Annotated in this window: 18 protein-coding genes and 1 tRNA gene; 12 read left to right on the top strand and 7 right to left on the bottom strand. The window is 62.9% G+C overall.

Features of this window, described 5'->3' with window-relative positions; all coding sequences use genetic code 11:
- The first annotated feature begins 5 nt into the window (after positions 1 to 5).
- From arsB to MLD24_RS12825, 5 genes are read left to right on the top strand one after another with little or no spacing between them, the layout of a single operon-like run.
- Entirely contained in the window at positions 6 to 1,046 is a 1,041-nt protein-coding gene (gene arsB / locus MLD24_RS12845) for an ACR3 family arsenite efflux transporter (RefSeq protein ID WP_248166938.1), read from the top strand.
- Complete coding sequence (gene arsH / locus MLD24_RS12840) at positions 1,043 to 1,771, top strand: arsenical resistance protein ArsH (protein WP_425562310.1); 729 nt, start codon at positions 1,043 to 1,045, stop codon at positions 1,769 to 1,771. The genes arsB and arsH overlap by 4 nt, the downstream gene beginning before the upstream one ends.
- Positions 1,772 to 1,791: 20 nt before the next feature.
- Positions 1,792 to 2,796 carry an ArsJ-associated glyceraldehyde-3-phosphate dehydrogenase gene (locus tag MLD24_RS12835; protein WP_248166936.1) on the top strand — a complete coding sequence of 335 codons (1,005 nt, stop codon included), beginning with the start codon at positions 1,792 to 1,794 and terminating at the stop codon, positions 2,794 to 2,796.
- A 1-nt stretch (position 2,797) separates the two neighbouring features.
- Positions 2,798 to 4,048, top strand: coding sequence for an organoarsenical effux MFS transporter ArsJ (gene arsJ / locus MLD24_RS12830; RefSeq protein ID WP_248166935.1), 1,251 nt, complete (start codon positions 2,798 to 2,800; stop codon positions 4,046 to 4,048).
- A gap of 28 nt (positions 4,049 to 4,076) precedes the next feature.
- On the top strand, positions 4,077 to 4,319 hold the full coding sequence (locus tag MLD24_RS12825; protein ID WP_227172883.1) for a Rho-binding antiterminator: 243 nt from the start codon (positions 4,077 to 4,079) through the stop codon (positions 4,317 to 4,319).
- Positions 4,320 to 4,465: 146 nt separating this feature from the next.
- Here the strand turns inward: MLD24_RS12825 and MLD24_RS12820 are convergent.
- A tRNA-Gly gene (locus tag MLD24_RS12820) sits at positions 4,466 to 4,539 on the bottom strand.
- 147 nt (positions 4,540 to 4,686) lie between these two features.
- On the opposite strand from MLD24_RS12820, the gene MLD24_RS12815 reads away from it, so the two are divergent.
- The 4 genes from MLD24_RS12815 to MLD24_RS12800 all read left to right on the top strand — a co-directional run bounded on the left by MLD24_RS12815 (position 4,687) and on the right by MLD24_RS12800 (position 10,054).
- Complete coding sequence (locus tag MLD24_RS12815) at positions 4,687 to 7,080, top strand: sensor domain-containing diguanylate cyclase (RefSeq protein ID WP_248166933.1); 2,394 nt, start codon at positions 4,687 to 4,689, stop codon at positions 7,078 to 7,080.
- Between the two features lie 131 nt (positions 7,081 to 7,211).
- A complete protein-coding gene (locus MLD24_RS12810) occupies positions 7,212 to 8,936 on the top strand; it encodes a potassium/proton antiporter (RefSeq protein ID WP_248166931.1) in 1,725 nt (574 codons plus the stop codon).
- A 145-nt stretch (positions 8,937 to 9,081) separates the two neighbouring features.
- Positions 9,082 to 9,555, top strand: coding sequence for a L,D-transpeptidase family protein (locus tag MLD24_RS12805; protein ID WP_227176181.1), 474 nt, complete (start codon positions 9,082 to 9,084; stop codon positions 9,553 to 9,555).
- Positions 9,556 to 9,772: 217 nt separating this feature from the next.
- On the top strand, positions 9,773 to 10,054 hold the full coding sequence (locus MLD24_RS12800) for an Lpp/OprI family alanine-zipper lipoprotein (RefSeq protein WP_227172886.1): 282 nt from the start codon (positions 9,773 to 9,775) through the stop codon (positions 10,052 to 10,054).
- Positions 10,055 to 10,154: 100 nt separating this feature from the next.
- Here MLD24_RS12800 and MLD24_RS12795 read toward each other — a convergent pair whose 3' ends face one another.
- The 6 genes from MLD24_RS12795 to MLD24_RS12770 form a co-directional block, all read right to left on the bottom strand.
- The gene (locus MLD24_RS12795; protein ID WP_227172887.1) at positions 10,155 to 10,952 is read right to left on the bottom strand and encodes a slipin family protein; all 798 of its coding nucleotides are present in this window, start codon (positions 10,950 to 10,952) and stop codon (positions 10,155 to 10,157) included.
- Between the two features lie 22 nt (positions 10,953 to 10,974).
- Positions 10,975 to 12,441: an NfeD family protein gene (locus MLD24_RS12790; protein WP_248166929.1), complete on the bottom strand. Its 1,467-nt coding sequence runs from the start codon at positions 12,439 to 12,441 to the stop codon at positions 10,975 to 10,977.
- Between the two features lie 265 nt (positions 12,442 to 12,706).
- Positions 12,707 to 13,804: a L,D-transpeptidase family protein gene (locus tag MLD24_RS12785; RefSeq protein WP_248166928.1), complete on the bottom strand. Its 1,098-nt coding sequence runs from the start codon at positions 13,802 to 13,804 to the stop codon at positions 12,707 to 12,709.
- A gap of 85 nt (positions 13,805 to 13,889) precedes the next feature.
- Positions 13,890 to 14,456 carry a TMEM165/GDT1 family protein gene (locus MLD24_RS12780; protein WP_227172890.1) on the bottom strand — a complete coding sequence of 189 codons (567 nt, stop codon included), beginning with the start codon at positions 14,454 to 14,456 and terminating at the stop codon, positions 13,890 to 13,892.
- A 290-nt stretch (positions 14,457 to 14,746) separates the two neighbouring features.
- Positions 14,747 to 16,138: an MDR family MFS transporter gene (locus tag MLD24_RS12775; RefSeq protein ID WP_248166952.1), complete on the bottom strand. Its 1,392-nt coding sequence runs from the start codon at positions 16,136 to 16,138 to the stop codon at positions 14,747 to 14,749.
- Positions 16,139 to 16,163: 25 nt separating this feature from the next.
- A complete protein-coding gene (locus MLD24_RS12770) occupies positions 16,164 to 16,589 on the bottom strand; it encodes a MarR family transcriptional regulator (protein ID WP_227172891.1) in 426 nt (141 codons plus the stop codon).
- 453 nt (positions 16,590 to 17,042) lie between these two features.
- Between MLD24_RS12770 and MLD24_RS12765 the strand changes: the two genes are divergently transcribed.
- The 3 genes from MLD24_RS12765 (at position 17,043) to MLD24_RS12755 (ending at position 20,708) form a co-directional block, all read left to right on the top strand.
- Positions 17,043 to 17,927: a helix-turn-helix transcriptional regulator gene (locus MLD24_RS12765; RefSeq protein ID WP_227172892.1), complete on the top strand. Its 885-nt coding sequence runs from the start codon at positions 17,043 to 17,045 to the stop codon at positions 17,925 to 17,927.
- 71 nt (positions 17,928 to 17,998) lie between these two features.
- Positions 17,999 to 19,723: an ExeM/NucH family extracellular endonuclease gene (locus MLD24_RS12760; protein WP_248166926.1), complete on the top strand. Its 1,725-nt coding sequence runs from the start codon at positions 17,999 to 18,001 to the stop codon at positions 19,721 to 19,723.
- Positions 19,724 to 19,817: 94 nt separating this feature from the next.
- On the top strand, positions 19,818 to 20,708 hold the full coding sequence (locus MLD24_RS12755) for an alpha/beta fold hydrolase (RefSeq protein WP_248166924.1): 891 nt from the start codon (positions 19,818 to 19,820) through the stop codon (positions 20,706 to 20,708).
- Positions 20,709 to 20,826: the final 118 nt, after the last annotated feature.

Here is a 20,826-nt window from a genome sequence, read left to right as displayed (position 1 = left end):
CAACCATGGGACTGTTTGAACGATTTCTCAGTGTCTGGGTCGGGCTGGCGATCATTTTGGGGGTGACCGCCGGTCATCTGTTCCCGGGCCTGTTCGAGGCTGTTGCTGCATTCACCTGGGCCCAGGTGAACCTGGTGGTGGCGGTGTTCATCTGGGCGATGATCTACCCGATGATGGTCCAGGTGGACTTCGCCGCGCTGCGGGACGTTCGGCGGGAGCCCCGGGGGCTGTGGCTGACGCTGTTGATCAACTGGCTGGTCAAGCCGTTCACCATGGCGGCCTTGGGCTGGCTGTTCTTCCGGGTGTTCTTTGCCGACTGGGTGGCGCCGGAAACAGCCAACGAATACATCGCCGGCATGATCCTGTTGGGAGTCGCCCCCTGCACCGCCATGGTGTTCGTGTGGAGCCACCTGACCCGGGGCAACGCCAGTTATACCCTGGTGCAGGTATCAATCAACGACCTCATCATGATCTTTGCCTTCGCCCCCCTCGCCTCACTGCTGCTGGGGCTGTCCGACGTCACTGTACCTTGGGACACCCTGCTGCTGTCCGTCACCCTGTACGTGGTGTTGCCGCTGATCGCCGGCGTACTCACCCGGCGCTACCTGCTGGCGCAGGGGCGTGACCGGCTGGACCTCTGGCTCGCCCACAGCAAGCCCACTACCATCCTCGGGCTGCTGGCGACGGTGGCGCTGCTGTTCGGGCTCCAGGCTGATCGCATCCTCGAGCAACCCCAGGCCATCGGGCTGATTGCGATCCCGCTGCTGATCCAGAGCTACGGCATCTTCTTTATCGCTTACGGCCTCGCACGCACCCTGAAGCTGCCCCACAACATCGCCGCTCCGGCCGGGCTGATCGGCACATCCAACTTCTTTGAGCTCGCCGTGGCTGTCGCCATCAGCCTGTTCGGGCTCACCTCCGGCGCCGCCCTCGCCACCGTGGTGGGAGTACTGGTGGAAGTCCCGGTGATGCTGTCGCTGGTGGCCTTCGCCAATCGAACCCGGCACTGGTTTCCTGAACCCACGCCTTTGGAGGCAACATCATGACACGCCTATTCCCCTTGGCGGCACCAAACCACTGTCCCAACCTCGACATGAGTCGTTTGGATCTGTCCATTCCCGCCTTGCCCGGAGGACCGGATCATCCACCTCGTGTCTTGTTACTCTATGGGTCCTTACGAGCCCGCTCCTATTCACGCCTGGCGGTAGAGGAAGCGGCCCGAATACTCAACCTGCTAGGGGCGGAAACCCGCATCTTCGATCCAAGCGATCTGCCATTGCCTGACCAGATCGAGAACGATGATCACCCGGCTGTGCAGGAGCTACGCGAACTGTCTCTATGGTCGGAGGGCCAGGTCTGGTGCAGCCCTGAACGCCATGGCCAGATCACCAGCGTGATGAAGGCACAGATTGATCACTTACCCCTGTCAATGGGCGGCATTCGCCCCACCCAGGGTAGAACCCTGGCCGTAATGCAGGTCTCGGGAGGCTCCCAAAGCTTCAATGCGGTCAACACCCTACGACAGCTAGGGCGCTGGATGCGGATGGTCACCATCCCAAACCAATCCAGTGTACCCAAGGCTTATCAGGAATTTGATGAAGCCGGCCGGATGCTGCCTTCGGCGTTCTATGAACGCATTGTTGATGTCATGCAGGAGCTGGTCCGGTTTACCTGGTTACTGCGGCCTCACACCGAACAGCTGACCTGTCGATACTCGGAAACCCAGCCCGACACCTTTAACCGGGAACAGGCCATCCTCACCAACCTTTAACGAATCCAGGAGCTCTGACAATGACCACACTCAAAGTCGGTATTAACGGATTTGGCCGCATTGGCCGCCTGGCGCTGCGCGCCGCCTACGACTGGCCGGATGTCGAGTTTGTCGCCATCAACGACCCCGGCGCCAGCGCCGGCCACCTGGCTCACCTGCTGAACTTCGACAGTGTCCACGGGCGCTGGCAGCACCAGGCTGACAGCGATGACCAGGGGCTGGTGATCGGCCAGCACCGAATTCCGGTCAGCCACCATACGGCGATTGCCGAAACCGACTGGTCCGGCTGCGACGTGGTGATCGAGGCCAGTGGCAAAATGAAAACCGTAGAGCGCCTGAACGGCTACCTGGACCAGGGCGTTAAACGGGTGGTGGTGTCGGCTCCGGTCAAGGAAGCGGGCGCCAAGAACCTGGTGATGGGGGTGAACGACCACGAGTTCGATCCCGCCAGCCACCGCATCGTGACGGCAGCGTCCTGCACCACCAACTGTCTGGCTCCAGTGGTCAAGGTGATCCACGACAAGCTGGGCATCCGCCACGGCACCATCACCACCATCCACAGCCTCACCAACACCCAGACCATTGTCGACGCCCCCCACAAGGACCTGCGCCGCGCCCGCGCCTGTGGCAGTTCGCTGATTCCCACCTCCACCGGCTCGGCCACCGCCATCGTGGAGATCTTCCCGGAACTCAGGGGGCGGATTGATGGCCACGCGGTGCGGGTGCCCCTGACCAACGCCTCCCTCACCGACTGCGTGTTCGAGGTGGAGACAGCGACCGATCGCGACACCGTCAATCGCCTGCTGCAGGAAGCCGCCGAAGGCGAATTGGCGGGCATTCTCGGCTATGAAGAACGCCCGCTGGTGTCCATCGACTACCGCACGGACCCACGTTCCGCGATCATCGATGCCCTCTCCACCCTGGTGGTCAACGGCACCCAGGTGAAACTTTACGCCTGGTACGACAACGAATGGGGCTACGCCAACCGCACCGTTGAGCTGATGCGCAAGGTGGGTGCTGCCTGAGATGAATGCCGCCATCCGCCAGTATCTGGTTATCACCGGTAACTACTGGGCCTTCACCCTCACCGATGGCGCCCTGCGAATGCTGGTGGTGCTGCACTTTCACCAGTTGGGCTACTCACCTCTGGCCATTGCCCTGCTGTTCGTGTTCTACGAGTTCTTCGGTGTGGTGACCAATCTCGTGGGCGGTTACCTGGGGGCCCGGCTGGGCCTCAACCGCACCATGAACATCGGCCTGCTGCTGCAGGTGCTTGCCCTGGGCATGCTGGCGGTGCCGGCTACCATGCTGACGGTGCCCTGGGTGATGGCGGCCCAGGCGCTGTCCGGCATCGCCAAGGACCTCAACAAGATGTCCGCCAAGAGCGGCATCAAGCTGCTGGTGCCCGGGTCGGAACAGGGCAAGCTGTACCGCTGGGTGGCCATCCTCACCGGCTCCAAGAACACCCTCAAGGGCATCGGCTTTTTCCTGGGGGGCGCCCTGCTGGTGGCAACCGGTTTTCAGGGTGCGGTCATCGCCATGGCTACCGCGCTGATGTTGGTATGGCTCGCCAGCCTGGTGCTGTTGTCCCAGGAACTGGGCCGCAGCAAAGCCAAGCCCAAGTTCACCGATGTGTTTTCCAGCAGCCGGGCCATCAATGTGTTGTCGTTCGCCCGTCTGTTTCTGTTCGGCGCCCGCGACATCTGGTTTGTGGTGGCGTTGCCGGTGTACCTCCACACCGGGTTTGGCTGGGATTTCTGGCAGGTGGGCAGCTTCATGGCGTTGTGGGTCATCGGCTATGGCGCTATCCAGACCCTGGCCCCGACGCTGACCCGCCGAACCGCCCAGGGCCTGCCGCAGCGGCGTGTTGCCGTTATCTGGGCCATGCTGCTGGCGGGCCTGCCAGCCGCCATCGCGCTGGGGCTGGGCCATGGCGGGCAGGATCAGATCGTACTGGTGGGCGGCCTGTTGTTGTTCGGCGCCGTGTTCGCCATCAACTCCTCCCTGCACAGCTATCTGATTGTCAGCCTGGCCCGCGCCGACGGCGTCTCTCTCGACGTGGGATTCTACTACATGTCCAACGCCATGGGCCGTCTGCTGGGCACGGTGCTGTCGGGCTGGATGTACCAGGCCTACGGCCTGGAGGCCTGCCTGTGGGTATCTTCGGCGATGCTGGTGGTGGCGACGGTGGCGGTGGCGCGGTTGCCGAAGAATCTGGCCAGAGAGACTGGGGAATCGTATCCGGGCCGGGCTAAACCAACGTGTAAAAGCCGTTGAACACAAAGAGAGGTGCGCCAGAGACAGTATGAACTGTGACCAGCACGACTATATCGAGATAGCCTGCACCTTCGGCCTGCGGGTCCGCTTGTTGCTGGCCAGTGGCGAATGGACCGAAGGTGTCGCCCTCGATACCCGCTACAACCAGTTAAGACAGCATTGCCTGTACCTGAAAACCCATGTCGGTGAGCGGGAAATCACGCTGGATTCGATGGTGCGGATGACGGCCGTCACCGATAACCGGTATTTTTCCGATGTGTTTTTCAGCTAGCGCCGGACCTGGAGGTAGGTTGAATACGATCGCCATAGAGGCTCTGGACAGGCGTTTTTACAGCGAAGGGCCACAAGGCTGGCGTCAGGGTAGCAGGCGACGCCGCTAACGCCGTCATCACTCTCCGAGCACCCCATAACGGGTTATGGAGCGGGTGAAGGGAATCGAACCCTCGTATGCAGCTTGGGAAGCTGCCGTTCTACCATTGAACTACACCCGCTGAACTACACCCGCGTCTGGGAGGCTCTGGCGAGACTATAGTCAGCCGGGGCACGATCTGGCAAGGACGTTGTCTGCCCGGGCGACGGCAGGCGGGTGGTTGTTGTGCAATACTGACAACAGTCGCCATTTCCGGGGAGTGGTTGCAGTGATCCTCACTCGCATCAACCGGGAGCTCTTCACCTATGGATGGCCTGTTGTTCTTGTCTTCGCTGTCGGCTTGCTGCTCACCGCCTACCTGACCCAACGGGTGGAGGAAGCAGAAGCCCGCTTGGCGACCTCCCGCTTTGCCCAGGTGGCCCAGCACCGTATTCAATTGGTGGAACAGCGCTTCCACAGTCAAATGCGGGAACTGGAGCAGCTTCGCCGCTACATTCACCTCGACACCCAACTGACCCGACAGCGCTTCTACGACTTCAGCCACTCGCCGGAAGGCATCGAACGGGCCGCCGGCTGGGTGGAAAATCTGCCACGCTCCGCTGTCGACACCTACCTCGCCCGGATGGAACTGGAATACGGGCCGGCGTTCCGGCTAACACCCTTCACCCCGTCGGATGAGGAAGACCGTTTGCGACTGTATCCGGTCACCTACCTCAGCACACTGCTGGAATCCGACCGCGTGGGCGAGGACATCCGCCAGGCGCCCGGACGCCAACGGGCGATGGACCGGGCACTGATCACCGGCGCCACGGTGGTTCTACCGCAGCCGGCCACAACCGCCGGTAACCGGGAAGCAGCCATCATGCTGCTGGCACCGGTATTCCATCCCGCCACGGGCGAAGCCGTAACCGAACGCCACTTCGGCACCCTGCGGGGGTTCGCCTATCTGCAACTGCGACTGGCCAGCCTGGTTGGCAGTGTCACCCGGCCGGATTCACTCGCCCCCACCGCCACCAGTGAGCGGCAGGTCATCGACCTGTCAGTAACCGACATCAGTGAACGGGAAAGCCCTGGCCTGCTCTACGCTACCGATGAGCACAGCCTGCCGTCAGAGATCCAGTTCAGCCAGGAGCTGGAGCTGGCCGATCGCACGCTGAGACTCACCGCCACGCCAGCGCAACCGGAGGCCTGGCGCGCCGGCCCCACTGCACTGGTGGTATTCGCCATCGGCTCGGTCGGCGCCACGCTGGTGGCAGGCTATCTGGCGTTGTTGCTGTTTCAGCGGCGGAGGGCTGAGCGACTGGTGCGCCAGCGCACCGAAGCGCTGGAGGAAGCCAACGCTTACCGCAATGGCCTGCTGGCGTCCGCCCAGGATGTCGCCGTGATCGCCACCGACACCGACGGCATCATTACTCTGTTCAGTGCCGGCGCCGAGAAAATGCTGGGGTTCCGGGCTGAGGAAATGGAAGGCCGGACTCCGATGACCCGCCTTCACCCGGCGGATGACCTCGAGCAGTGGCATCAGCGCCTGAGCCAGCAACTGGGCCGTACCATAGACGAACGCCAACTCTACCCCGCAGCTATTGAGGCCGGGCTGTACAATTCCCAGCACTGGGAATACCAGCACCGCAACGGCGAACGCCGCCAGGTCCAGCTCACCTTCTCCACCATCTGCAATGGCACCGGTGAGGTGCTGGGTTACCTCAGCGTTGGCGTTGACCTCAGCGACTATGTCCGCACCCGTAAAGCTCTGGAGCACAGCGACCATCTGCTACGGGACCTGTCGGCCGAAGTCCCCGGGGTGATTTTCCAATTCCTGATGCGTCCCGATAACAGCAGCTGCTTCCCGTTCATCAGCCAGGGCGTGGAACGGGCGTTCGAGCTGACGGTGGACCAGGTCCAGAACAGTGTTGAACTGCTGTTCGAACGTATCCATCAAGACGACCGGGCCGCCTGCTTCCAGTCCCTTCGAAAATCCCGGCAACAGCTCACCCCCTGGGTGCACGAGTTCCGGGTGCAATTGCCTGAACATGGTATCCGCTGGTTGCTGGGAGAGTCCCGACCGCACCAGCCGGATGACGGCTGCACTGTCTGGAATGGCCACATCAGCGACATCACCAATCTCAAACAACTGGAACTCCAGCTCCGCGAGCAGGCTACGGTGGACCCACTGACCAAGGCCTTCAATCGCCGTCACCTGCACACCCAGTGGCAGCAGGCCATTGCCCGTTACCGACGAACCGGGATTCCACTGTCGCTGATCATGCTCGATATCGATCATTTCAAGGTGATCAACGACACCCATGGCCATGATGCCGGCGACGAAGTACTGGTGCGTCTGAGCTGGCTGCTCAACCACGAAGTCCGCAACACCGACATGGTCTACCGTCTGGGCGGCGAGGAGTTTCTGGTGGTGTGCGAAGACACCGATCTGCAGGGCGCCCGCACCCTGGCTCAGTCCTTGCAGCGCAAGCTCAAGGCCAGCCCGATGCCATTCGTCGGCCGCATCACCGCCAGCTTCAGTGTCACTGAGGTGAACGCCACAGAGGCGATGGACACCGCTTTCAAGCGCCTGGACAACCTACTCTACCGGGCCAAGCGCAGCGGTCGTGACCGCATCGTCTGCTCGGAGATCAGCCACCGTTCGTCCCACCCGGGGTGATGGCCACAGAGTCCGTAAGGGATTACCCCTCAGGCACTTAGCGGCTCCTGGTCGGTTTGGTATCATCAGAGGTCTACCGAGCCCGGCGGATGCGTTGTCACGCCGCAGGCCTGCCAACCACCGGAGACGGCATGGATTCCCTATTGATCCTCATTGGTGCCCTGATGCTGGTGATCAGCATCGTTCTCAGCCCCCTGTCGGCCAGACTGGGGATGCCAGTGCTACTGATATTCCTCATCGTTGGCATGCTGATGGGCGAAGACGGCGCCGGAGGCATCCGTTTTGACAACTTCGAGCTGGCGTTCCTGGTGGGCAATCTGGCGCTGGCGGTGATTCTGCTGGACGGCGGTATGCGCACCCGCGCGGATACCTTTCGGGTCGGTTTGCGACCGGCGCTGATGCTGGCCACCGTCGGGGTATCGATTACCGCCGTCGGCGCCGCTCTGGTCGCCCACTGGGTGTTCGGCCTGCACTGGATTGCCGCACTGCTGCTGGGTGCCATCATCTCCTCCACCGACGCCGCCGCGGTGTTTTCGCTGTTACAGGGACGTGGTCTGCACCTCAACGAACGGGTCAGTGCAACGCTGGAAATCGAATCCGGCAGCAACGACCCAATGGCCATCTTTCTCACCATTATGCTGGTGACCCTGGCGTCGGCACCCGACAGTGGCAGCGTTGGCCAGGCCCTGCTGATTCTGGTCCAGCAGTTTGGCATCGGCGCCTTGATGGGCGTGGCCGGCGGTTACCTGATGGTGGCGGTCACCAACGCCATGCGCCTGACGCCATCGCTGTATCCGCTGCTGGTGGCCGCCTCCGGCATGACGGTGTTTGCCGCCACCCTGGCGCTGGATGGCAGCGGCTTCCTGGCGATCTACCTGGCCGGCGTGATTCTCGGCAACAAACCGGTGCGGATGATGCCGATGATTCTGCAGGTTCACGACGGTCTGGCCTGGCTTGCCCAGCTGTGCCTGTTCCTGATTCTGGGCCTGCTGGTCAACCCTTCGGAACTGCTGCCCCTGGCTGGTGGCGGTCTGGTGCTGTCACTGGCGCTGATCTTCGTGATTCGTCCGTTGGCGGTGATGGCCACACTGTGGCCGTTCGGCTTTAACCGCCGTGAACTGGGCTTCATCAGTTGGGTGGGTTTGCGGGGGGCGGTCCCCATCGTGCTGGCGCTGTTCCCGGTGATGGCAGACCTGCCGGAAGCCTGGCGGCTGTTCGACATCGCCTTTTTTGTGGTCCTGGTGTCACTGATCGTACAGGGCACCACCATGGCACCGCTGGCCCGCAAGCTGCGGCTGGAAGTGCCGGCGGGTGAAGACCCATACCGACGGCTGCCGCTGGACGTGGCCGCTGCCGGCGATCATGAGCTGATGCTGTTCCCGCTGCGGGGCGAAGCCTGGCAGCAGCCCCGGCCGCTGTCGGCGCTGAAACTGCCTCCCAACACGGCGATCGCCGGGGTGTTCCGGCAACGCCTGTGCCATGCGCCGACGCCCGACCTGGAACTGACCTCCGGCGATGTGGTCGCAGTTTTCTCAGAACCGGAGCGACTCACCGAGCTGGGCAAGGTCCTCAGTGGTCGTCACGCGCCCCAGCACCTGGCGGAACGGGCCTTCTTCGGTGACTTTGTGCTCAATGGCGACGCCCTGCTGGGCGATGTGGAGCAGGTCTACGGCATCGAGTTCGACGAACTGCCGCCAGAGCTGTCCCTGGCCGAGTGCTTTGCCCGCCGAACCAAAGGCCACCCGGTGGTCGGCGACAAGGTGATCCTGGGGCCGGTGACTCTGGTGGCCCGGGCTACGGACGCCGATCAGGTCACCAAGGTGGGGCTGAAAATGGACCCGCAGATTACAAAATGACGCTTTCGCCATCTTCGCCCTGACATTCTCTCTATGATATAAAAAGTTCCGGAGACAGATTACTGATTGTTAAGGATTGGCTTTGCGTCCGGGATTCCTGCTTTTCAGCCCGCTCTGGGCACTACTACTGACACTCTTGGCGCCGATGTCAGGCCAGGCATCGGAGCTGACGACGGCTGCACTGACGTCGGCACCCACGGTGAGCCAGGTACTGGTGCGCAAGGAAGACCGTCGTCTGTACCTGATGGCGGGGTCGGACGTGGTTCGAAGCTACCGCATTTCTCTGGGCGACAACCCCGTTGGTCACAAGCTCTACGAGGGTGACGAACGAACACCCGAAGGTCGCTACACCCTTGACTGGCGTAACGAAAACAGCGACTTCTACAAGTCCATCCACATTTCCTACCCCAACGACGAAGACCGCAGCCTGGCGGCAGCCTGGGGGCTGGACCCGGGCGGCAGCATCATGATTCACGGCCTGCCCAACAATGCCGGCGATCTGGCGTTTGCCTACATTGGCCTGGACTGGACCGACGGCTGCATTGCGGTCAGCAATGAGGAAATGGAAGAGATCTGGCAACTGGTGGCGGACGGCACCCCCATTCATATCCTGCCCTGATCAGCTAACCGCACTGTCATCAATGCTTCAGAAAGGTATTAAGTTGCTGTCATCACCGATAAACTTTTGTTGTTACTGAGTTAACATTTTAACCTTGAGTGTTTTACACTGATTCACGATTCCGGTTGTCGCAGCCCCTGTGCACGAACCAACTGGATGTTGGCTATACTGACTTCCGAGATTTCAGGAAGTAACCCGACCAATGAGAGGAATTGATATGCGTAAGTTGACGATCGCAGGGTTCGCACTGGCCACCGCTCTGACTGCTGGTTGCGCCACCACCGACCAAGCCGCCATCGATGAAGCCGCTGCCAACGCCAGCTCCGCCGAGCAGACTGCCAGCAACGCCATGAGCACCGCCAACAGCGCTGCCGCGGCTGCCCGCTCTGCCCAGCAGACAGCGGAAGAAGCTCTGGCCGCAGCCCGTGCTGCCCAGCGCTCTGCCGACGAGGCCAACGAGCGCGCGCGTCGCATGCTGCAGCGCGCCAGCCAGAAGTAAGAGCTGCCTCTTACCTGGGAACAGCCCCGGAAAGCCCCAACCGGCGATTGAATCGACCGGTCTGGCGAGCTTCCCGGGGCTGTTTTTGTATCAGCCGCCGTTATCCTCCGGTGGCGCCGTCTTCTTCCGATGGCTTTGCTGGACCGCTATCGCCACGCTGGAACGCCGCCAGCACATCCAGCGGTAACGGAAACACAATGGTCGACGCATTGCCGGTGCTCATGTCCGACAGCGTCTGCAAATACCGCAACTGCATCGCGCCCGAATCCGCTGCCATCACCTGGGCCGCTTCCACCAGCTTGCGGGACGCCTGCAGCTCCCCTTCGGCGTGAATCACCTTGGCCCGACGTTCCCGTTCTGCCTCCGCCTGACGCGCAATCGCCCGGATCATGGACTCGTTGAGATCGACGTGCTTGATCTCCACGTTCACCACCTTGATTCCCCATTCCTCGGTCTGGGCATCAATGATCTCCTGGATATCGGAGTTCATCTTGTCGCGCTCCGCCAGCATCTCGTCAAGGTCGTGCTTGCCCAACACCGACCGTAGCGTGGTCTGCGCCAGCTGACTGGTGGCCGAGGCGTAGTTCTCCACTCGGATAATGGCCCGCTCCGGGTCCACCACCCGGAAATACAGCACGGCATTGACCCGAACGGTGACGTTGTCGCGGGAGATCACATCCTGACCGGGCACATCCAGGGTGATCACCCGCAGGTCCACCCGCACGATCTGCTGAATGCCGGGAATCACGATGATCAGCCCCGGTCCTTTCACCCCCTGGAACCGCCCCAGGAAGAACACCACGCCCCGCTCATACTCCGGCAGGATCTTGATCGCCGAGGCGATGATCAGCAACAGCACCACCGTGGGTGCCACGTAGGGAATCAACTCACCAAGCATATTGCCTCCTTATGCCATTGCCTCAGGGGGCCTCGACCCGGACGGTCAGCCCCTCAAGTGCCACCACCCGCAGGTCGTCGCCGGCGGCCACCGGACGTTCACTCAGTGCGTTCCAGCGTTCACCGCTGAGCTGCACATGGCCGCCATAGCCCTGGGCCCGGGGCTGAAAATCCTCCAGCGCCCGGGCGTGCTCCGTAACCAGCTGTTCCCGGCCACTGACCGGCCGACGCCGGCGCAACCCCAGGAACCGGCTCACCGTCCACAGGATGAACCCCGCCGCCACCGCAGCGGTGCCACCAATGGCCGGTAGCGAAATCTCGCTGTGACTGCCGTCCATCAGGATGATCGAGCCCGCCACAAAGGCGATCACGCCACCGATGCCCAGCATGCCAAAACTGGGCATGAAGGCCTCACCGACGATAAAGGCAAGCCCAAGCAGAATCAGCGCCAGACCGGCGTAGTTCACCGACAGCACCTGGAATGCGAACAGCGCCAGAATCAGGCAGATTGCCCCGATCACCCCGGGCACCAGAGCCCCGGGGTTGGACATCTCGAAGATGATGCCGTAGAAGCCGATGATCATCAGGAAATAGGCAACGTTGGGGTCGGTAATCACCGCCAGCAGCCGGGTGCGCCAATCCGGCTCCACCCGGGTCAGCGCCAGATCCGCCGTGGCCAGTTGGCGTGGGCCGGTAGCCATCTGCACCGTACGACCGTCCAGCTGCGTCAGCAGGTCGGGCAGGGACGTTGCCACCACATCGATGACATTGCGCTCCAATGCCTCCTTCGCCCCCAGATTGACGGCCTCCCGCACCGCCTGCTCGGCCCAGTCGGCATTGCGGCCATGGCGCTCTGCCAGACCACGGATGTAACTGACCGCATCCTCCAACACCTTGCGCTCCATGGCGGTGTCGCCACGGCGCTTATCGGCAGAGGGCGTCTCCGTTGCATCAGTGGCATCGCTGGCATCGCTGGCATCGGCGGGCGATGTCGATGATGGGGACTCGTCAGTCGGGGCGTCCGGAGCTTCGGAAGGGGCAGGGGGGTCTGGTGAATCCTGGCCGGGCAGGCCACCCAGTTGCACCGGTGTGGCCGATCCCAGATGGGTGGCCGGAGCCATGGCGGCAACGTGGCTGCCGTAGAGGATAAAAGTGCCGGCACTGGCAGCGCGGGCACCATCGGGGGACACGTAGGTCACCACTGGCACCTCTGACGACAGCATCGCTTTGATGATCTGGCGCATGGAGGCCATCAGCCCCCCTGGGGTATCCAGTTGCAGCACCAAAAGCTCAGCGTCGGCGGCCTCTGCCTGTTCAATACCCCGCAGCACATAATCCATGGTGGCGGGGCCGATGGCGCCCTCCACCCTCAGCACCAGGGCCTGCTGCCGTGACTCGCTGTTGGCCATACCGGCCACCAGCGCCAGCAACAGCAGTAGGAAGCTGACGGCAAGTCGCCCCCCGTGGAGTCGATTGGGTGATACAGCCATGGCACCTCCCGAGTTGCGTCGGTAGTGTTGCCACGCCCGGGAGTCTGCCACAACGAACCGGGCGCTCACCGTTACTGATCAAGGGATCACATGGGAGCCTCTGACGGACTCCCCAATAGCAACTATAGCCCGTTAGCCGGGAACCCGGCCGGAATAACCCGGAGCGACCGCCTGCGACATGACAGATCGCACAGGCTTGGCACCCTCGCTGATCATAACGGGCCTGCGGGGCTGTGACCTGAGAACTGGCGACGAAGTTCCGGAATCAGAACCACAACTGCTGGACGGGAGGGGATGGCTCGGCTGCCGGGGAGGCAGCTTCTGGTGAGGGTGTCACGGAGTCTGTCCGCCCGCTGTCTTCGCCGGAGGCCAGTTGCGGCAGGCGCTCGCCAACCATTCTTGGGATACCATCGCCTTTCTGCACGGCCAGCTCGACCTGATGGCGCTGGATCTCAACACCCGGCACGCTCTGGCGCAGCTGCTCCAGGCGATCAGACACCTGCTGCCACAGCCGCTCCCGGTCGCTGTCGCGGTAGTTTTCAGTGGGGCGATGGACTTCCAGCCATACTTCATCGCCATTGAAACCCACTTTCACCGGTTGATCCACCACCTGCACGGTGGTGCCATCGGCCACTTCGCGGGCCAGGGTGGCGATGTCCTGATTGTACATCCGGAAACAGCCATGACTGACCTGCATGCCAACGCCGAAGCGCTTGTTGGTACCGTGAATCAGGTAGCCGGCTTCGCTGAGCAGCAGGGCGTGACTGCCCAGGGGGTTTTCCGGGCCGGGCGGGATCATCCGCGGCAGAAACTCGCCGGCCGCCTCGTATTCCGCCCGAATACTCTTGGGCGGATACCAGGCCGGGGATTCCAGTCGCATGGTGACCCGGGCATCGGTCACCGGAGAAGGATTCTCTTCGGTACCCACACCCACTGGGTAGACCGCCACACCGTCATCGCGGAAATGGTAGAGCCGGTATTCCGCCAGGTTCACCACCAGGCCTTGCCGTCGTCCTTCCGGCAAGACATAACGCCGGGGCAGAGTAATGGCCGTGCCATCCCCGGGCAGCCAGGGGTCGACCTCCGGGTTGGCCTTGACCAGTTCCAGATACCCCAGACCCAGCCGGGTACCAAGGGCCGCGAAGGTGTCTTCGTAGCGGGTGGTCATCATTCCCAGATCGCCGAGCAGATCACCCTGCGGTCGCCAGACCGGAACCCGCGGACGCTCCGGGTCGCTGTCGGCGTCTGCCGCTTCCACGTCCGCGCTGGCGTCACCGACGGCTGGCGCGTCGTCAGCCAGGACGGAGGCCGGGGCAAGCAACGCCACCAGCCAGGCGGCGAACCAGAGATGTCGTTTTGCCATAGGGTACTTCCTGGGCTTTCTGCAAAGTCGGAACCGGTCCCTGGCTTCCTGTTCAGTCTTTTAATGGGCGTTACCAGCCAAGCGCTCAGCCTCGCAGGGTGGTCCATACCGTGACCACGGCCAGCAACAGGAACAGTACGCTGGCGCCGATGCGGGCCGTTGCCAGGGGCAGGCGGTCCATCAACCATTTTCCTGCCATGATAACCGGTACGTTGGCCGCAAGCATCCCCACCGTGGTGCCGACGATCACCCACAGGGTCTCGGTATAGCGGGCCGCCAGCACCACCGTCGCCACCTGGGTCTTGTCACCGATCTCGGCCAGGAAGAACAGCACCGTGGTCGCGGCAAACGCCCCCAGCCCGAGGAATCCGGAGTCATCGCTGTCGTCTTTGTCCGGGATCAGCAGCCAGGCGGCAATGGCCACAAAGCTCCCAACCAGAATCCACGGCAGCCAGGCCGCGGGCAGCAGACTGGCAACCCAGGCCCCCAACCAGGCCGACAGGGCGTGATTCAGCAGGGTCGCCACCAGAATGCCAAGGACAATGGCGCTGCGATTGGCAAAACGGCTGACCAGGAACAGCGACAGCAGCTGGGTCTTGTCACCGATTTCGGCGATAAAAACCGCCAGGGAAGAAGCTAGGAAGGCATCCATACAGATAAGGCTCCAGGGCGGATTTCAGACATGAGACAGAGCCATCCTCCGCCCATGGGAGATGGTCCTGTCCCAGGTCTTGCCAATCCCCGTCAGGCATCTTCTGACGGTGGGACGCGATGGCCATGGAGATGAGCTCCAAGTGTGTTGACCATCACCCGCCAGACAAAGCGATTGCGAAACCGGTCGGTTCGCACTTGCTGGCGAAGGCTACTCCCCCGAGAGTGGCGACAGTATACCCAGCCATAACCGCGGATTCAACGCATGGCCGTGCGAGTCAGCGGTCGGGTTCAGGTCCGCATCCGCCACACCGGCAGCACCGCCAGGGCGACACAGGTCGCTACCAGCCACCAGGCAGTATGAAAGGCCTCAATGGTGGGCAGGCCACCGGTATGATCACCGTATTCCAGGGTCAGGGCCACGGCGTTGATGCCGTAGGCACCGCCAAGCTGACGGGTAAAATTGACGATGCTGGAGCCGGCACCCAGCTCCTCCACCGCCAGCGGATTCAACGCACCGGTGGAGAGCGCCGGCAGCATGAACCCCAGGCCAATCCGACCCAGCACCGCCCACAGTGCCAACCAGAAGAACCCCAAAGCCAGATCAGACAGGGCGAACAGCACCGCCGACAGTGAGAACAACCCAATGCCCACCAAAATCAGGCTGCGGGCACTGTAATGGTCCGCCAATCGGCCCGAAATGGGGAAGGTGATGCCCAGGGCAATCCCCGCCGGCAGCATCAGCAGTCCGGCTTCGGTGGCGGAGAACGACAGTGCACTCTGCACGAACAGCGGGATCAGGTAGGTGGAACCGAACAGCGACAGCCCCAAAGCCAGGGCACCAATGTTGGCATAGAGAAACGCCGGCCGCCGCAGCAGGGTTATGTTCAGCAGGGGATGGCGGGCACGACGTTCACGCACCACAAACGCCGACAACGTCAGCAGTGCCAGGGCAGCTTCGGCCGCAATCAGGCCCTGCTGGCCCGTCAGCTGCTGCAGCCGGTTCAGGGCATCCAGACTGGAGGCGATGGTGATGCCCAGCAGCACCAGTCCCGGCAGGTCAAAGCGGTAGGGTTGAGGTCGGGTAACCGGCCGGGGCAGGAAGCGCCAGGTCATGACAACGCCCAGCAGGGTAACCGGGGCCGGGGCGAACATCACATAGCGCCAGTGCAACTGATCCACCAGGAAGCCCCCAAGCACCGGCCCCAGGGCCGGGGCAAGGATCACGCCCATGCCGTAGATCCCCATGGCCTGACCCCGGCGTTCCCTGGGGAAAATACGGAAGATCAGGTACATGGCCATCGGCTGCATCAGGCCAGCCATGGCGCCCTGGGCGACCCGGGCAAGAATCAGGGTATTGGCATCGGGACTGAAGCCACCGAGAATCGACACCAGCGAGAACATCGCCATGGCGCAACCCAGGGTCTTGCGAATACCGAAATGGTCCAACAGCCAGGCGGACGCCAGCATGGTGGTGGTCATGGCGGCGATGAAACCGGTCGCCAGCCAGTGGGCCTTGCCCTGGCGGATGCCGAACTCCGCCATGATATCTGGCAGCGCGACATTCACCACAGTGGCGCTGAGCACCGTTGCCATGGTGCCCAGCATCACCGTCAGTACCGCCAGCCAGCGCCAGCGATCGCCATAACGGGCCTTCAGATCGTCAACGGAATTGCGACTCAGGGCTGGCCTCCGGCCCGGGTGGGCATTACTTCTGACGTTCGGCGTTCACCATGATCTTCTGGAACACCTTCAGGGCGCACTCAACTTCGTCGTCAGTGACGCCTTCGAGCATCTGATCGCGCAACTCCACCGCACGCTCGTTGAGGTCATCCATGAAGCGCTCACCGTCTTCTGTGAGGAACAGGCGACGGGCGCGACGGTCGTGCTGACAGGGACGGCGCTCGATCAGGTTCTGCTCTTCCAGGCTGTCCAGCAGGCGCACCAGGGTGGGGTTCTCAATCGCCATCAATCCCGCCAATTCGCGCTGGGTCAGGCCCTCACCACCTTTTTGCAGATACACCATGGTGGTCCAGCGAGCCTGGGTGACGCCCAGATCCTTGAGTCGCTCATCCAGCAGCTTGCGCCAGCGTCGGGTCACGCGGGCCACGGCAAACGGAAACTGGTCTTTCATAATCTCGTACTCCATAAAGCAAGATCAGGGAGTCGTTGAACGGGCGGGTGGGCCAGGGACGGGTAACTCGTTCAGACGCTCCGGACATTCCGAGCCCAAAAAAATCGGATCGCTAATAGTAAGCTAATGATCCATTAGAGGATAGAAGAGTGAGGACCAAACGCATCAGGGAAAACCGAAAGCAAACACACTGGAACGCACTCAAAATGACCAACCCAACCACGCCACAAGCCGCGCCAGACGGGCAGTTCACAATATTTTACATTAAGGTGACGTAACACACGAGCGACTGGCATTACTGTTACCATGATTCGGTACTCAGGGATCGAGATACCAGAAAGAACACCAGAAAAGCTGGGTGATTTCCGCACGAGCACCACCGTCCACGGGGTTGAACCCAACTCCGGCCCCCACCCAGCCTAAGAGCCAAGCCCAGTCAAAGAGCCAAGCGACATGAAAAAAACGGAGTGGCCCATTCGATGGGATCTGCTGTTGCGCTACCGCCTCATTGAGATCATCGCACTTTGGGAAGGTCGTTTGACCACTAACCATATCTGCCATGGATTCGGCATTGGCCGCCAGCAGGCTTCCAAGGACATCAATACCTACCTGCGCGAGCTGGCGCCCGGCAACCTGGAATACGACCGCCATCTGAAAGGTTATGTGCCTGCTGAAAATTTCCGGCCGGTCGTGACTCAGGGCGAGGCCGAGGAATACTTCGATCTGATCCGCCGTAACGAGGTGCTGAGCCAGACCTTCGAAACCCTGGATATCGGTTTGCCCAACAGCCGTATCCTGCGATTCCCCCGCCGTCTCGCAGAGCCAACCCTGGCGCGCACGGTCATTGCTGCCATCCGCCAGGGTCGCAAGCTCCGCGCCCAGTATCTGTCCATGGACAGTGCCGACGCCGAGCAGTGCCTGCTGGAACCCCATACTCTGATCTGCGGGCTCGACCGCTGGTACGTCCGGGGCTGGTGTCACAACAGCGAGCAATTCCGCGATTTTCGCCTCAGCCGTTTCCGCCAGCCGCTGACGCTGCTGAGCGAACGGGCCCGGCACGGTCACCACCTGGATGAAGACTGGCAGCAGCTGGTTACCCTGGTGTTCCAGCCCAGCCAGCGCCTCAACCACCACCAGCGCGACCTGATCGCCCACGACTACGGCATGACCGACCAGCGCCTGGAACTGACCACCCGTGCGGCACTGGCGCCTCACTTGCTGCGTCAGGCCGGCCTAAGTGACGCCGCCGAGACGGGCGAGCTGGAGCTGATCAGCCAGACCGAGGCAGCCGCACCTCAGGAAGCCACCGCCCAGCCCCGGGCACTGGCGGAAGCCTGAGAATCAGAACCAGGCCAAGCTATCGCGCCCGGTCCCAGTGGCTGGTGTGCAGCTGGTTACTGGCCTGGCTATTGGCCGTCCTCCAACTGCCAGCCTGGGCAGACTCCTGTGGTGAGCCCGCGCTGGCGATCCACCAGATTCAGGGCGCGGCAGAACAATCCCCCTACGTTGGTCAACGGGTCACGGTGGAAGGCGTTATTACCTACAGCGCCACCGACGCCGGCGAACTGCAGGGCGCATTCCTGCAATCCGCCGACCACCAGCGGGACGATGAACCAGCCACCTCGGAAGCCCTGTTTGTTCACAGCCGTACGCCGCTGTCAGCGCCAGGACGTCGGCTGCGGCTGACAGGCCAGGTGCGGGAGTACCATGGCCTGACCGAGCTGACCCGAGTGCAACAACGGCTGGACTGCGGCCCGGCCCCTCTGCCCACCGCCACCACCATTGCCTGGCCCCCAGCCGACGGCGCCGAGGCCCTGGAAGGTATGCGGGTGCGGCTGGAATCGCCGCTGGTGGTGATCGACCAGTACGATCTTGCCCGCTATGGCACCCTGACCCTGGCGCCTGAACGCCAACCTGTACCCACCCAGATCCTGCCGCCCGGCCCCCAGGCCCAGGCACTGTTCCGGCAGCAACAACGCCAGCGGCTGCTGCTGGATGACGGCCGCCTGCAGCGTCATCCCCAGCCCTTGTCCTACCCAGCCGGCGGCTTCAGCGAGCAACAGACCCTGCGTGCCGGCACCACGGTAGAGCAACTCGCCGGTGTGCTCGACTACCGTTTTGATCACTGGCGCCTGCACCCTGAACGACCACCCATCTTTCGGCCAACAGCCCCCAGACCAGCACCGCCAGCGCCACCGGAGGGCCATCAGCTCAGGGTCGTGGCATTCAACCTGGGCAACTACTTCCCGTACCTTGCAGCGACGGGCCAGCCCCGGGAAAACAGCCGGGGCGCCACCAGCGCCCAGCAATGGCAGCGCCAGCAACAACGCCTGGTCAGCACCATCCAGGCCCTGGCGCCCGACGTGCTGGCACTGACCGAACTGGCCAGCGATGGCTACGGGCCTGCCAGCGCACCGGCTTTGCTGGCCCGGGCACTGGGCGCACAGTGGCGCTTCGTGCGCTCCCCGGACGATGGTCACGACGCCATACGGGTCGGACTGCTGTATCGGGGCGACCGGGTTGACGTGGTTGACGCGCCGATGGCGGTCGATCTGGCGGGGAGTCGGCCAGCGCTGGTGCAAACCTTTCTGCCCATCAACGGCCGACGCTCAAGCGGACTCCCACCGATTCGGCTAGTTGTCACCCATTTCAAGTCCAAGGGCTGCGGCCGGGCCAGGGGCGCCAATCAGGATCAGGACGATGGCCAGGGCTGCTACGCCGCACGGCGAAACCGGCAAGCCGAGCAGCTGGTAGAGGCGCTTACAGAGGCGACGCCCGGCACCGGCACCCTGATCCTCGGGGATCTCAACAGTTATGCACGGGAAACACCGCTGGACCGGCTCGCCAACGCCGGTTACCGGGATCTGCTCAACCCGCCGGACCAATCCGGCTGGCGCTACAGCTATCGGTTCCGCGGCCGCCTCGGCACCCTCGACTACGGTCTGGCCGACCAGACCCTGCTGCCCCACGTCCAGGCCGCCCGAACCTGGGCGATCAACGCCGATGAACCATCGCTGCTGGGCTACCAGCATCCCCGTTTTGGCGACTTGGTGGCCACCAGCAAGCCCTGGCGATCGTCCGACCACGACCCGGTTGTCATCGATCTGGGAACCCCTTTCGCCGCTTTCGACTGACCGCTGGCGCCACCTTGTTCTGCCCCGACAGCCAACGCCTGTCGGTTTCTGCCCGGTACACTGCCAGCAGGTAACCAATGAGTGAGGCCCTGCTGTGACCCTGACCCTTCCCGACCTCTGGCCCCTGGCCCGGACCGGCCATCGCTGGCTACAACCCTGCCGTCGCCGGCAAACCCTGGTGGATGGCCACCGTCTGGTGTGGCTTGAACGCGGCCGGCCGGGCCCGGGGCGACCCACCGTGGTGGTGCTCCATGGTTTTGCGGCGATGAAGGAGAACTGGAGTCTGTGGCTGACTCTGTTACCGCGACACTGGCATCTGCTGATTCCAGACCTGCCGGGGTTTGGTGAAAGCGACTACCACGCCAGGGCCAGCTATCGCTATGAAATCCAGGCCAGCCGCCTGCGAAACTGGCTGACCGACCTGGACGTCGGCCCGACGCACCTGGTCGGCAGTTCCATGGGCGGCGCCATAGCCAGCATCCTGGCCCACCGCCTGGAACCGGCACCCGCCTCGCTGACCCTGCTCAACAGTGCCGGCATTCCCGAGCACGAAGGGGTCGATCCGGAGGCGCCGTTCGAATCGGATCGTGACCGGGTACTGATTCCAGCCTCGCTGGGCGCGGTGTATCGCATGTTCAACGCCGTCGGCAGTGGCCGTCCCCATCCCGGCGCCCTGGCCACTGCCGCGCTGCTGGGTCCGGACCTGCTCCGGCGGCAGCACGCTCATCGGCATATTTTCAACGACATGCTCGCTGATGCCCTGGCCCCGATGCGTTACCTGGGTCGCCGACCCATGCCGCTCCAGGTGCAGTGGGGAGACAAAGACACCATCACCCCAACCCGCTGTGTCGACTATTTCCGGCGTACCATCCCAGCGGCGGATATCCGTCTGTTTCGGGGCGTGGGCCACCTGCCCATGCTGGAAGTGCCCGGCCGCTCCGCGCGCGCGCTGGTGGAGCAGGTGGAGGCGGCATCCAGCCGTTAAAGAAATATGACACCACGTCATGAATTGGCCCCCATATCCCATTGACCCGTCAGCGCAGTCATGGGGCAGGGGTACCAATGCGGTCATAATCGAAGTCGATTGCCACCACCACAATAAG

The organism is Marinobacter xestospongiae, from assembly GCF_023156385.1.
Lineage (GTDB): Bacteria > Pseudomonadota > Gammaproteobacteria > Pseudomonadales > Oleiphilaceae > Marinobacter > Marinobacter xestospongiae.
The sequence above is the reverse complement of the archived record's forward strand: the minus strand, read 5'-3'. Positions and strand labels throughout refer to the sequence as shown.

What these genes read in the sequence shown, in the direction of transcription:
- arsB (WP_248166938.1), top strand. Translation starts at nt 6, where the DNA reads ATGGGACTGTTTGAACGATTTCTCAGTGTCTGGGTCGGGCTGGCGATC.
- arsH (WP_425562310.1), top strand. Translation starts at nt 1,043, where the DNA reads ATGACACGCCTATTCCCCTTGGCGGCACCAAACCACTGTCCCAACCTC.
- MLD24_RS12835 (WP_248166936.1), top strand. Translation starts at nt 1,792, where the DNA reads ATGACCACACTCAAAGTCGGTATTAACGGATTTGGCCGCATTGGCCGC.
- arsJ (WP_248166935.1), top strand. Translation starts at nt 2,798, where the DNA reads ATGAATGCCGCCATCCGCCAGTATCTGGTTATCACCGGTAACTACTGG.
- MLD24_RS12825 (WP_227172883.1), top strand. Translation starts at nt 4,077, where the DNA reads ATGAACTGTGACCAGCACGACTATATCGAGATAGCCTGCACCTTCGGC.
- MLD24_RS12810 (WP_248166931.1), top strand. Translation starts at nt 7,212, where the DNA reads ATGGATTCCCTATTGATCCTCATTGGTGCCCTGATGCTGGTGATCAGC.
- MLD24_RS12805 (WP_227176181.1), top strand. Translation starts at nt 9,082, where the DNA reads ATGTCAGGCCAGGCATCGGAGCTGACGACGGCTGCACTGACGTCGGCA.
- MLD24_RS12800 (WP_227172886.1), top strand. Translation starts at nt 9,773, where the DNA reads ATGCGTAAGTTGACGATCGCAGGGTTCGCACTGGCCACCGCTCTGACT.
- MLD24_RS12795 (WP_227172887.1), bottom strand. Translation starts at nt 10,952, where the DNA reads ATGCTTGGTGAGTTGATTCCCTACGTGGCACCCACGGTGGTGCTGTTG.
- MLD24_RS12790 (WP_248166929.1), bottom strand. Translation starts at nt 12,441, where the DNA reads ATGGCTGTATCACCCAATCGACTCCACGGGGGGCGACTTGCCGTCAGC.
- MLD24_RS12785 (WP_248166928.1), bottom strand. Translation starts at nt 13,804, where the DNA reads ATGGCAAAACGACATCTCTGGTTCGCCGCCTGGCTGGTGGCGTTGCTT.
- MLD24_RS12780 (WP_227172890.1), bottom strand. Translation starts at nt 14,456, where the DNA reads ATGGATGCCTTCCTAGCTTCTTCCCTGGCGGTTTTTATCGCCGAAATC.
- MLD24_RS12770 (WP_227172891.1), bottom strand. Translation starts at nt 16,589, where the DNA reads ATGAAAGACCAGTTTCCGTTTGCCGTGGCCCGCGTGACCCGACGCTGG.
- MLD24_RS12765 (WP_227172892.1), top strand. Translation starts at nt 17,043, where the DNA reads ATGAAAAAAACGGAGTGGCCCATTCGATGGGATCTGCTGTTGCGCTAC.